Raw genomic sequence first — 13,077 nt, forward strand, 5'->3', positions numbered from 1 at the left:
ATGGCTTGCTTCTAAATCACTTAGATCGTTAGCGTAAATAACAATAAAAAAGAGGATAATATGGAAATATTTAAAAATGATTTTGGCTGTGAATTACACGGACTTAATATCAATTCGCTAACAGAAAAAGATGAAAAAATCATTAAATCTTCACTGTATGAAAACCGCTTGGTGATTATTAAAAATCAAACACTCACCAATCAAGAATATGTTGATTTTGCCAATAAATTTGCAACACCGGTGCCCTACTTACAGGAAAATTATCACCACCCTGATCACAAAGAAATATTCGTTTCATCAAATATTCAAAAGACAAAAGACAAAATGGGCGTAGCCAGAACGGGAGGGTATTGGCATTCAGATACCGCTTTTGAACAAAACCCTAAAGTGCTCACCATGTTAATGCCTAAAGTTATGCCCAAAACAATAAAACGGACGACTCGATTTATTGATATGGCGAAAGTATACCAAGCGATGTCATTAAAACAGCAGCAAACCTTATCAAAAATGACATTTATTCATAGTGGTCGTTGGCGCTATAAAGTCAGACCAGAAGATATAAATTTAGACTTAACTGAAATTTTAGCCATGATCCATGCAGTACAGCCACCAGTTGAGCACCCTGCGGTGATCACACACCCTTTCACCAAAGAAAAAATTATTTACGCGAGTCGCGGCTTTACTATTGAAGTAAAAAACGAAGGGCTAGACCAAAGTAAAGTTATCTTAGATGAATTATTCGATTTTGCTGAACAGGCACAATTTATCAAAGAAGTCACCTGGAATTTAGGCGATCTAATCATTTGGGATAACCGTTTTTTACAACACAGTTCAGGCCGTCAGGCGGCTGTTGGAGAAAACTTACAAGCCGAAATAACCAAAGAAGAAGAAACAATGATGTTTAGGATCACACTGCTAGACGGTATGCCTTTATGTGATAGTTTACGCGAAAACGCAGGCGTAGCCATTCCAGAAATGGAGGTATAACAATGCTTACAGCAATAACTCAAACAACACAAAAAGCAAAAAGCCCAACGAACGATCCATTATTAATTGAGCCTACTTTATTAAAACAAGTGCTTAAACCGTATTTTAGTCACAGCACCTATTTGAAAAGTGCCGTTATCGACGATGTTAATAGTGAAGCACTTGTTACCGCTCGAGGTCAATTTGCCATAGAAAAAAGTTGTTACATTGATGATACTGGCCATTTTAATGCTGTTGAATTCAATATCTGTTTTAATCAACTGTCATATGTCATTGTCGCTCAGTGCATAGAGTCCGGTATATTTAAAGCTCTAAATCCTAAATGGGCTGCGTTATGCCCTAAAACGTTACAGGACTTTTTTGAAGATCAGTTAGCTACCATATTAATATCCAAACTCGAATCTAAATTTTTAAGGCCTCTAAACAGTCGAGCATTTGAAGGGCTATTCACGGTTGATAAACTTTCAGTAATTAAAGGACGTTTGTTTATGCACACCAGCATTGCATTTTATGATGAGCAAGGTATCGCTGCAAAAGGAAACGTGCTTGCGTGTTATGTACCCGGTTTAAAAGAGGTCAATGCAAATGCACAAAGCCATTAAATCGGCACAAGCCGTTGCTGCGTTAAGGGCGGCAACTCAACAAGACAATATAAATTTAGGCTATCAAGCAGATTATTTAGCGGATAATTTTATTGATGGACAATATTCTATGTTAGCTAAAATGCGTCCACGATGGCTACGGCGCAAGTTGATTGAGCGTTTGCACCCAGGTAGTTATTGCTTTTCGATCATCCGTACACAGCATATTGATAAAATATTACAACAACAAATCGACTCCGGTATCGAGCAGGTTGTCATATTAGGTGCAGGTTATGACACGCGCGCATTACGCTATAAAAAAGTGTTACGATCGGTCAATGTTTTTGAATTAGATTTTCCGCCAACGCAAGCTTATAAATTAAATCAACTAAAGCAAACAGATTGCAACATTCCAGATAATGTTAGCTACATTCCTATCGACTTTAATCAAGAAGACATCGCCCTTGAGCTCAAAAAAAATAATTTCTCCTTTTCTAAAATTACGCTTTTTATTTGGGAAGGCGTTTCGTATTACCTAGAAAAAGAAGTCGTTAGTTACATTTTAAAATTAACGGCACAATGTGCTAAAGGCAGTTCAATTGTATTTGATTATTCATTGCGTAGTTTTGTTAATGGGGATCATTCAACTTACGGCGGCAAACAAATAGCCCATTGGCTTAAAAAAATAAACGAACCTTTTTTATTTGGTTGTAACTCAGATGAAATCAACCGTTTTGTCATTGATAACAATCTAAAATTAGATTCAGATTTTGGAGCCGATGAATTAGAAAATTTATATCTATTGAAACCAGATAATAAATTGCTAGGCCGCACACTTGGGTATGTGCGTATTGCACACTGTGTAAACGAATAAATACGCTCTAAGCTAGCCAAAAATAAACGGGCGGTGAATGGCTTTAACGAACACTACGACCTAGGTTCAAAACGTCGTAGCGCAGGTTTAGAAAGTGATGAATTTATTACTTGTATTAATACACAAGCAGGTGAGCTGTTGTTTAGCCTGAAGTAAATGTAATACCCAAAAAAAGTAGAAGGCTTTCCTTCTACTCTCCTCTCACCACAATAGACATGTAAAAACAGACCTCATTCATTTTGAGGATTAACCTTTGGCTAAAACACCTTATTTACCTAATAAATAATGATCAGCACGTTTTAGTAAAGCTTGGTAGCGAGGCGAGTTTTGATCGGTAGACAAACAAACGCTAAGTAAATCAGCAATAAAATACCCCAGTGCGCGCTTTTCAATGGTCATCAAGGCTGATTGCACACTGTCTTCAAAACCTTCATAAATAGACGCTGCACCAAAATCACCAAACAATAAGTGCCCTTTTTCATCAATTAACACATTATGCGCGTATAAATCACCGTGCAAAATATGGTGTTGTTGAATATGGGTTAAGGCAGCCGTCATTTGATTAACTAAGTTTTCAATTTTCTCAATCGATAACGCAAACCCCGCTTTAAAGGTATCGCGTGTACAACTTTCTAAACTGGGTGGTGATCCTAAGTTAATATAATGAGGTGGGATCAACCCCATAATTAACGCCGCATTTTGTCCTGTCTCAAGTGCATTGTTAGCCTTTATTTGCGCTAACGGTTTAACCAAATTATCGTGCAAACCTAGGCGTAAACACGCATCTAGTTCATCTTCAGGGTAACCATCGCTGGTAACTTCGCCTTTAAATACTTTTATCGCGACTTCATCAGGTAAATTTAACGCATTATTCACCCATGTCGCATGAGATATCACACCCGATGCCCCACGACCTAATACTTGATTAATGTGTAAATCACGGTATTCAACAAAAGGTATCGATTTTTCAATAGAATTCGTTAACGCATTTTTAGCGTATTTATCACAAAATGGGTTGCCCGCAAATGCAAGCCAAGCCAATTTAGGTAACGCTAAAATTTGTGTTGGAAACTCAGTTAATTGGTTAGCTGAAATACGCAGTAAGCCTAAATTAGTACAACGTGATAACGATTTAGGCAACGCCGTTAATTGATTACCCGCTAAAGCACATTTTTCAAGCCGATGTAATTCACCCATTGATTCGGGCAATTGCTCAATTTGGTTATCGGTTAATATTAACCACCGAGTATCTCGGGGTAACGACTCTGCCGGTACATCTTTAATTTGATTAGCTTTAAAGCCTATCATTTCTAGTTTTGGGCATTGGCCTATACAAGCAGGTAACGCAGTAAATACATTATCTGAACAAAATAGAATGCGTAACTTAGTTAAACGATGCAGATCGTCTGGCAAGCTTGATAATTGGTTTTTTGATAAATCGAGTATTTCTAAACTATCAGCTAAATTGAAAATTTCGAGTGGAAATTCAGTTAAATTTTCAAATAACGCTAAACGCGTCACCCCTTTGAGTTGACCTAATTTTAACTGCGCTAACGTTTGCAATTGCATATTCCATTTATAACGATTTATTGCGGTTATTATAACGTAATTAATCGATACCGTTAAGCCTGCAACGTTTGCAATTTTTAACAAGAAATAAATTGGATTTTGATCTTCAACACGGCACACTACACAAAAAATTCACAAGGATTAATTCGTGACACCCACTATTTGCAACCGTTTAACCTACCTTATTTTGTTTTATTTATTCTGTTTTACTGCTATTGCCAGTGCCGCTTCGCCCTCAAAAAACGAACAAGCGATACCAAACGATTTAGCACAATGGAGCCAGTGGGTTAAAAAAGGCTACGAGCAGCTCGATTGCCCCGCGATTAATTACCGTGACTTTAATCATATTCAAAATCATTTATGTGCTTGGTCATCACCCTTAAAAATATCGGTGCAACAAAAGTCCAGCCAATTTACCGTTGCATGGCATATTATTGTTAAAAGTAAAATTGCATTACCGGGCAATACTAAGTACTGGCCACAGCAAGTACGCGTAAATAATAAAGCTTATGCGGTACTCAATTTTAATGGTGTCCCCACTATAGAACTCGCCCCGGGAGACTACAAAATACAAGGCCAGCTTAACTGGCAAGTACAACCTGAAAATATCACAATCCCCTCTATTTATGCGCTCGTTGAAGTCGATATCAACGGTAAACCCATTGCGTTTCCGCGTTTAACTCAACAAGCACTTTGGCTGCAAAGTACAGATAAAACGCAGCAACGCCATAATAGTGTTGATTTAAGTGTGGTTCGTAAAATAACCGATGGTGAATATATCCAGCTTAATACTCAAATCACGGTTGATGTAGCGGGTAAAATGCGTGAAGAAGCACTCGGTACGGTATTGCCCCAAGGGTTTCAACTTATCGGTATTAAATCAGAACTCAACACCTACCTTGATGAAAACGGTATTTTAAACGCAAAATTAAAACCTGGGCGTTGGCAAATAAATATGTATGCTTATGCTCTTCCCACACAGCTGACATGGCAAAAACCAACGAGTGACCATCATTGGCCCGCACAAGAAATTTGGGTATTTTCAGCAGACGAATCAATACGTTCAGGCAAACTGTCTGGTGCGGGTTTAGTTGATAGTAAACAAGCAAACATGCCCAACAATTGGTACACATTACCCAGTTACTTACTTGAGAAAAATGAGCAGCTCACTTTTAATGTTCAACATCGCGGTAAACCTTTAAGCTTAGAAAACAAATTACAATTAGAACGTGAATTATGGCTTGATTTTTCAGGTGATAATTTCACGTTTGTTGACCAAATCACCGGCAATATGAATAAAGATTGGCGTTTAAGCATGCAGTCACCGTATTTATTAAAGGCCGCAAAAGATGACGATGGTGCGTTACTCATTACCAGTCAAACCCCACAAGAGCAAGGAATAGAAAACCGATATGCTGATGTCGATATTCAAGCAGTTGGCCATATCAATTTACAACAAGATTTACCGGTTGCGGGTTGGAATCAAAATTTTGAAAAAGTATCCATTAAATTGAACTTGCCGCCGGGAAATCAACTTTTTGCCGTTATGGGCGCCGACACGTCTTCTAAAAGCTGGATCAATAAATGGACGATTTGGACAAGTTTTATTGTTTTATTATCGGCTTTAGTTGCCACTCGACTCATAAACATATTTGCGGGTATAACCACCGGATTAATGATGTTATTAATTTATCAAATAGAGGGCTCACCTATTTTTGTTATTTTGAATCTATTGTTAGCCTTAGCTATAAAAAAACATCAACCTTTTACCGCACTCAATAACGTGGTCAAAACCTACTGGTTTGGCAGTGCTGCGATAGCCGTGGGGGCAATTTTATTATTTTCTGCTCAACAAGTAAGAACCGCTATTTATCCACAATTAGACGTAAAACAAACTCATTATGCACAAGCAAATGAGCGTAGAGCCCGTCGAGAACAACACCTTATATCGGCGCATAAGCGTGAAAAACAACAAGTAACCTCTGCGATCAACGCTGAAGATATCGCTCAAGTCCCCGATAGCAAGTTAGCCGAATCATTACAAAGAGTAACAGGGGTTAGCATTAATTCATCCAACGATAAAGAATACATAACAGTAAGCGGAGTAAGAAGTAATATCAAAAATGAACCTCGTTATCAAAATGATGCTTTATTGCAAGCGGGGTCGGGTATCCCTAATTGGCAGTGGAATAGTTATTATATTAATTGGCGCAGCGATGTAACTAAAGAGCAATCATTCCGTTTAATTATTTTATCAATCACCCAGTATCGACTTTTAAAAATAGTCGCAACGTTAATCACTCTATTCTGGTTATTCATTATGTTAAAAAGTGTGTTAACAACCTTAAGCAAGTCTTTTGTTTTGCCCCAAAGCATAGCCAAACTACTACCAAGCTTGTTGATAATCGGTTTATTACCCACCTATTCACCTGATAGTATGGCCAGCAGTTACCCTGATCAAGCCATGCTTGAACAACTAAAAAACCGAGTGTTAGAGGCCCCCACTTGCGCACCGCATTGTGCCAATATTAACAATTTAGCGATTAATTTTGATACAAATAAACTCGTACTTAATTTTAAAGTGCATGCGCAACATGACACCGCAATTGCCTTACCTAAATCTGAATTTTGGCGCCCTGAATCAGTTACGCTCAATAAACACGCAATTAAAGGTTTATATAAGCACCAGCAATGGGTCTATGTGCCTATCAACAAAGGTATACATACCTTAACCGTTATTGGTCGTTACGCTGCCGTTGATACTTTTCAATTACAATTTAAAGAAAAACCGGCTGCTGTCTACTTTAATGAACAGCCACAATGGGTAGTAGCTGGCTTGCATAACAATACGTTAAATAGCCATTCCATCACGTTTATTGCTAACGCAATCACCTCTACAATAGCTGAAAATGCAGAAGGAGAAAACAACAAGGCATCTAGCCGCTACCCTATTGTACCGTTTGTAAAAGTGACACGCAGCTTAGTTATAGGTCATGTATGGCGAGTTGATACGGTTGTTGAGCGTATCGCACCTTTTAAAGGTTCGATTAATCTAGCGGTTGATTTACTACCGAATGAAAAAATAACCTCCGCGGATATTAATCAAATGGGCAATAAAATAAATATCACGATCCCTGATGGTGCTGATGAATTTTATTGGTCTGCCACTTTAGATCGTGCAAGCTTACTCAACCTGACCGCCAGCACTCAGCCGCATTTTATTGAAGAATGGATCATTAGTACAAGTCCGGTTTGGCATAGCGAGTTTTCTGATTTACCCAGTGTATTAGATGACAGTGCCTACGGATATTATGAACATATATTTTATCCTTATCCCGGTGAAACATTAACGATTAAAAACACTCGCCCAGCGGCAGTCAAAGGCAATGTATTAGCCATCGATAAAGTCGATTACAAAATTGAACAAAGTGAGCGTACTTCAGTCGTTAACTTATCATTTAATTACCGCAGCACCCGAGGTGGCACGCATGAAATAGTATTACCGTTAAGCTATCAATTAACCCAAGTTAAAAGTGATAACCAGCTCTTAAATCTACAAACTAACCAACAAAAATTAACCTTGCCTATTGCACCCGGTGAGCACGATATATCGATTCAAATGCGCAGTGATCAAACAAGCACTATGCTTTTTTCGATGCCTAAGGTTAATTTAAATGCACCTACCAGTAATATAAATCAGCAGGTTAATTTGAACAATCGTTGGGTATTATTTGCCCAAGGCCCTTTGTTAGGCCCCGCGGTTTTATATTGGGGTGAGTTATTAATATTTATATTATTGGCGGTATTAATATCAAAAGTAAAATTTTCGCCACTTTCAACGGTCAGCTGGGTGATATTTGGTTTTGGCCTGAGCTTAAATAACTGGAGTGTGCTCATTTTCATTGCCGTTTGGTTTGCCACACTCACAGCATCAACGTATCGACCTAACAATTTAAGCAGAACTTATTTTAATTTATCGCAGCTCTTTTTATATGGCTTATCGTTAATAGCCATTATTACGTTAATTTCGGTGGTGCCGATGAGCTTATTAAGTTCACCTGATATGGGAATAGCAGGTAATCATTCATCGAGTTACCACTTAAAATGGTTTGCTGATAAAACCCAGGGTGTCTTACCCAATATTACAATCGTCAGCATTCCGCAAATTGTTTATAAAGGTATGATGCTAGTCTGGGTAATTTGGTTAAGTTTTGCCTTTTTAAACTGGGTAAAATGGGCTTGGAAGATATTAGGCGAACAAGGCTATTGGCGTGCTAAAGAAATAAATGAGCAAGCCAGTTCAAACGTAAAGACAGGGGATCATGCAAATCAACCTAATACGCAAACCACGGCTTCTGATCAGGATGCTAATCCAGAGAATAAAGGGAATAAAGGGAATAAGTAAATAGATAAAAATAACCCCGTTCTTATACGTTATACGAGATACGTTAAAAGGATTAACGAAAATTTTAACGTATAAGAAAGGGGTATTTGATTACCGCTTAACAAGCATGACGCATAAACTAAAGTAACGCAGTACCCGCAACTTCGCTAACAGTATTGGCATCTGCTCGTTCCATAATTTTAACTAAAACAGATTGGATTGTTTCGTCTTCTCGTACATCACTTTCACATACAAATTTTTGCGATTGCGGTTCAGCCCCTTCTGCTTCAATAAAACTAATAACAACTTCTGTGGCTATATCAGCCGATTGCCCAAAATAAGCGAGCGTTATTTTAGGATAACCTTTATCGCCTTTTTTAACTTGCTTAGCTATTCGTTTTTTAGCTTTATCAACATTCATAACCCGATCCTTGTATTAACTGTTTTTAATCATTAATTGTTGTAATGCTTGCACTTCATCACGTAATTTAGCTGCTTTTTCAAATTCTAAGCTACGCGCTAATTCAAACATTTCACTTTCAAGCTTTTTAATTTGCTTGGCAATTTCGGCCGGTGTTTGACCATTATATTTTGCTTTATTTTCGCCAATTTTACGTAATTTGATACCAGAGCTCGCATCATCATTCGCGGCTTCATCATCATCGTAACCCACATCCATAACATCGGTTATTTTTTTGGTTAAGCCTGTCGGCGTAATACCATGTTTTAAATTATGCTCGACTTGTTTTTCACGACGGCGATCCGTTTCATCCATCGCTCGTTGCATTGATCCCGTAATGCGATCCGCATATAAAATGGCTTGTCCGTTTACATTACGGGCTGCACGCCCGATTGTTTGAATTAACGCACGATCTGAACGCAAAAAACCTTCTTTGTCGGCATCTAAAATGGCTACTAGCGAAACTTCTGGCATATCTAATCCTTCTCGGAGTAGATTAATACCGACAAGCACATCAAACTTACCTAAGCGTAAATCACGGATGATTTCTACCCGTTCAACGGTATCAATATCGGAATGTAAGTAACGGACTTTGACACCGTGATCGTTAAGATAATCGGCTAAATCTTCTGACATACGCTTAGTTAACGTGGTAGCTAATACACGCTCGTCAACCGCAACACGTTTATGAATCTCAGATAATAAATCATCGACTTGGGTCGCGACGGGCCGTATCTCGATCGTGGGGTCGATTAAACCGGTCGGTCGAACAACTTGTTCTGCAATTTCATCACCTGATTTTTCAATTTCATACTTACCTGGCGTAGCGGATACATATAAAGTTTGAGGAGCAAGCTGCTGAAACTCTTCAAATTTCATGGGTCGGTTATCAAGTGCAGAAGGCAATCTAAAACCATACTCTACGAGGTTTTCTTTACGCGATCGATCGCCTTTATACATCGCGCCAATTTGCGAAACCGTAACATGTGATTCATCAATAATCAGTAAACCGTCATCTGGCAAATAATCGAATAACGTTGGCGGTGGCTCGCCGGGTGCACGTCCGGATAAGTAGCGCGAATAATTTTCAATACCAGAGCAATAGCCTAGCTCATTCATCATTTCAATGTCGTATTGTGTTCGTTGAGTCACTCTTTGCTCTTCAACCAACTTATGCAAATCAATCAATTGCTGTTTACGTTCAACAAGCTCAGCTTTAATTAAATCAACAGCGGCTAAAATTTTGTCACGCGGCGTTACATAATGTGTTTTAGGATAAATAGTCGTTCGAGCCATTGTGCGTGACATTTCCCCCGTTAATGGATCAAACTCACTTATCCGTTCTATTTCTTCATCAAATAATTCAATACGAATTGCATCTCGCTCAGAATCTGCAGGGAAAATATCAATCACATCGCCGCGCACGCGATATGTACCTCGGCCAAAATCGATATCATTGCGCTGATATTGTAATTCAGCTAGTCGCCTTAAAATATCACGCTGATCAATCAAATCGCCTTGGCGAAGATGTAACAACATTTTTAAATACGAATCAGGATCACCTAAGCCATAAATCGCCGATACACTCGCAATAATGACAACATCTCGGCGTTCCATTAACGCCTTAGTGGCAGATAACCGCATTTGCTCAATATGATCATTAATTGAGGCATCTTTTTCAATAAACGTATCGGTAGAAGGTACATACGCTTCAGGTTGGTAATAGTCATAGTATGAAACAAAGTATTCAACCGCATTATTTGGGAAAAACTCTTTCATTTCTCCATATAATTGCGCCGCCAATGTTTTGTTATGCGCCATGATCATAGTCGGTCTGTCTAAGTTTTTAATCACATTTGCCATTGTGAATGTTTTACCCGACCCAGTTACCCCTAATAGCGTTTGATGAGCGAGACCCGCTTCAAAACCTTCTGTTAATTGCTTAATGGCTTGTGGTTGATCACCTGCAGGCTGGTAGGGCGATTGTAAATCAAACAGTTTTTCGCTCATTTATGTGTTCCTAATCCTAACGATACGGTGCTGTGTTCAACCGTTGTTAAATATTTTCTAAACCAAAACGCTGACACTAACATCATTAAACCATTACCGATAACGCCCCCGACAAATAAACCATGCACTCCCCATATTAAGCCACAGACGTAAGAGATCGGCACAAAGAACACAAATAATCGAAGTACACTCAACATCAATGCATCCATTGGTTTATGCAATGCATTAAATGATGAGTTGGTTAAAATGATAATACCCTGAGCACCATAACCTAATGGCATAATCCAAATAAACCAAGTCAATATTTCAATCACATTAGGGTCAGACGAAAACGCCATGGCAATCGGCCAAGCGAGTAATAATAACAAACAGTAAATACCAAACTGCCAAATCAAGACAAAACGAGACGTTGTAACATAAGCTTCTTTAACACGCTCCATTTTACCGGCACCAAAATTTTGGCTAATAAATGGCGGTAAAGACATAGATAACGCCAAAACAACCATAGAGGCAATCGATTCAATTCGGCTACCTACACCAAATGCGGCAACGGCTTCTTTACCATAAAGCGCGACGATAGCCGTCATTATAGCCATTGCCATTGGGGTTAGCATATTTGCGCCCGCCGCAGGTAATGCGATCTTCATAATAATACCGCATGAACTTTTGAATTGTGACCAAGTCGGTAAATGCCTAAAAATTAAGTTTCGCGAAAAAGCCAAGATATATAAAATAGTAAAGGTGCCAACAACCCATGAGATCAGGCTTGCTAATGCCGCACCCGCCATACCGAGTGCCGGAATAGGACCAAAGCCAAAAATAAGAATCGGATCGAGAATGGCATTAATTAAGCCACCAAAGGCCATCACTTGACTCGGGGTTTTGGTATCGCCTGAGGCACGTAAAACACTATTGCCCACCATAGGTAAAACCAAAAAGCAGCTCCCGATATACCAGACATACATGTATTCTTTAATAAAAACTAACGTTGAGGCATCGGCACCAAGCAAGGTAAAAAGAGGTTCTATTGTAAAGATCCCAATCGTACAGAGTGCAACAACTAATAAGATAGAAATAATTAAAGCACTCGTTGCATTTTGTTTTGCACTGATTTTATCGCCCTGCCCTAACGCTTTAGCCGTCACCGCTGAAGTGCCAATACCTAAGCCAATAGCTAAACTAATCACGGTAAATGTGATCGGAAAAGTAAAACTAATTGCCGCTAGGGGTTCAGTGCCCATTAAACCAATAAAAAATGTATCAATTAAATTAAATGACATTAACGCCATCATGGCCATCACCATGGGTATCGTCATTTTTTTAATCGTACTACCGATAGGATCTTGGATCATATCAAGAGGTGGCTTTGTTTTAGAGCTTGTCATCTCGTTTTTGTTTTCCAACTTTCTCGAATTAATAACGTTCGGGTAAATAAAACGCTCAACTAGCTACCTATTTAACAAAACAGTAGTTTGTATAAACCGACGTTCGTATTTAATAAAATATTTTAACTTATAAATAGGCATAAAATCTGTGATTTTTTAAAGTAATGCTATAAAAACAGGCTTTAAAGCCAATTTAACCTCAAGACGAGCAATAAATAACAATTAGAAAAAAACTAAAATGCTTTTATAGACTTTAATTAGCCAATAAAAAATAAAACACAAAGCAGGAATATTTACCTTCACTCACTCTAAACGCACCGTTACAATGCAACACTTAACTGTATAAAAAAACATGCATTATAAAACATAAATTGACTTGATTTTTTTCTATATTCAAAATTGATTCACATTAAAAACTAACGCCAGCATTTTTAGCACATTTTTCAACCAATCAAATTAAAAAACGAACAATTATAATTTAAACCATTGATTTAAATAACTTTATTCTAAAAGTAACAAAAAACGGTAATAAAGTATTGACATAGAAAGGACGCGGCTTTGCGTGAGATTTCCAACTTTATTAACATAGTTATCCACAGATCTAGTGGATAACAGGCGCTAGCTCTTTATTCTTCTGGCTTTGGCGAGCATTGAATATTTTTTAGTCTGCTGCGCTTCGGTAATATTCTTGCGAAACGGTGTTAATAATAAATAATTTATGTTTACAACTCAGAAAATAGAGGCTACTCATTTTAAGCACTATAAATCAGCAATTATCGATAAAAGACCGAATTAGCGCTACCAAAAGCAGTCAATATAAACATTGT

8 protein-coding genes are annotated in these 13,077 nt (G+C 38.2%); 4 read left to right on the forward strand and 4 right to left on the reverse strand.

The window, feature by feature from the left end:
- Positions 1-60: 60 nt before the first annotated feature.
- From DPX34_RS19985 to DPX34_RS19995, 3 genes are read left to right on the forward strand one after another with little or no spacing between them, the layout of a single operon-like run.
- Positions 61-987 (forward strand): TauD/TfdA dioxygenase family protein, encoded by a 927-nt coding sequence (locus DPX34_RS19985; RefSeq protein WP_111980001.1) that lies wholly within the window; start codon positions 61-63, stop codon positions 985-987.
- A gap of 2 nt (positions 988-989) precedes the next feature.
- On the forward strand, positions 990-1,589 hold the full coding sequence (locus tag DPX34_RS19990; RefSeq protein ID WP_111980002.1) for an FcoT family thioesterase: 600 nt from the start codon (positions 990-992) through the stop codon (positions 1,587-1,589).
- Complete coding sequence (locus DPX34_RS19995; RefSeq protein ID WP_111980202.1) at positions 1,567-2,442, forward strand: class I SAM-dependent methyltransferase; 876 nt, start codon at positions 1,567-1,569, stop codon at positions 2,440-2,442. Before DPX34_RS19990 ends, DPX34_RS19995 begins: the two co-directional genes overlap by 23 nt.
- Before the next feature lie 267 nt (positions 2,443-2,709).
- Here the strand turns inward: DPX34_RS19995 and DPX34_RS20000 are convergent, their stop codons facing one another.
- Entirely contained in the window at positions 2,710-4,005 is a 1,296-nt protein-coding gene (locus DPX34_RS20000; protein ID WP_111980220.1) for a leucine-rich repeat domain-containing protein, read from the reverse strand.
- Between the two features lie 154 nt (positions 4,006-4,159).
- Here DPX34_RS20000 and DPX34_RS20005 point away from each other — a divergent pair, with 154 nt between their 5' ends.
- The gene (locus DPX34_RS20005) at positions 4,160-8,416 is read left to right on the forward strand and encodes a hypothetical protein (protein WP_111980203.1); all 4,257 of its coding nucleotides are present in this window, start codon (positions 4,160-4,162) and stop codon (positions 8,414-8,416) included.
- Between the two features lie 118 nt (positions 8,417-8,534).
- Here DPX34_RS20005 and DPX34_RS20010 read toward each other — a convergent pair whose 3' ends face one another.
- The 3 genes from DPX34_RS20010 to DPX34_RS20020 are packed head-to-tail and all read right to left on the reverse strand — an operon-like array spanning position 8,535 to position 12,250.
- Complete coding sequence (locus DPX34_RS20010; RefSeq protein ID WP_111980204.1) at positions 8,535-8,816, reverse strand: hypothetical protein; 282 nt, start codon at positions 8,814-8,816, stop codon at positions 8,535-8,537.
- Between the two features lie 15 nt (positions 8,817-8,831).
- Positions 8,832-10,865: an excinuclease ABC subunit UvrB gene (gene uvrB, locus DPX34_RS20015; protein ID WP_111980205.1), complete on the reverse strand. Its 2,034-nt coding sequence runs from the start codon at positions 10,863-10,865 to the stop codon at positions 8,832-8,834.
- Positions 10,862-12,250: an MATE family efflux transporter gene (locus tag DPX34_RS20020; RefSeq protein ID WP_111980206.1), complete on the reverse strand. Its 1,389-nt coding sequence runs from the start codon at positions 12,248-12,250 to the stop codon at positions 10,862-10,864. Before DPX34_RS20020 ends, uvrB begins: the two co-directional genes overlap by 4 nt.
- Positions 12,251-13,077 lie beyond the last annotated feature (827 nt).

This window comes from Algibacillus agarilyticus (assembly GCF_003286125.1).
In the GTDB taxonomy this organism is placed as follows: domain Bacteria; phylum Pseudomonadota; class Gammaproteobacteria; order Enterobacterales; family Alteromonadaceae; genus Algibacillus; species Algibacillus agarilyticus.

What these genes read in the sequence shown, in the direction of transcription:
- DPX34_RS20010 (WP_111980204.1), bottom strand. Translation starts at nt 8,816, where the DNA reads ATGAATGTTGATAAAGCTAAAAAACGAATAGCTAAGCAAGTTAAAAAA.
- uvrB (WP_111980205.1), bottom strand. Translation starts at nt 10,865, where the DNA reads ATGAGCGAAAAACTGTTTGATTTACAATCGCCCTACCAGCCTGCAGGT.
- DPX34_RS19985 (WP_111980001.1), top strand. Translation starts at nt 61, where the DNA reads ATGGAAATATTTAAAAATGATTTTGGCTGTGAATTACACGGACTTAAT.
- DPX34_RS19990 (WP_111980002.1), top strand. Translation starts at nt 990, where the DNA reads ATGCTTACAGCAATAACTCAAACAACACAAAAAGCAAAAAGCCCAACG.
- DPX34_RS19995 (WP_111980202.1), top strand. Translation starts at nt 1,567, where the DNA reads ATGCAAATGCACAAAGCCATTAAATCGGCACAAGCCGTTGCTGCGTTA.
- DPX34_RS20020 (WP_111980206.1), bottom strand. Translation starts at nt 12,250, where the DNA reads ATGACAAGCTCTAAAACAAAGCCACCTCTTGATATGATCCAAGATCCT.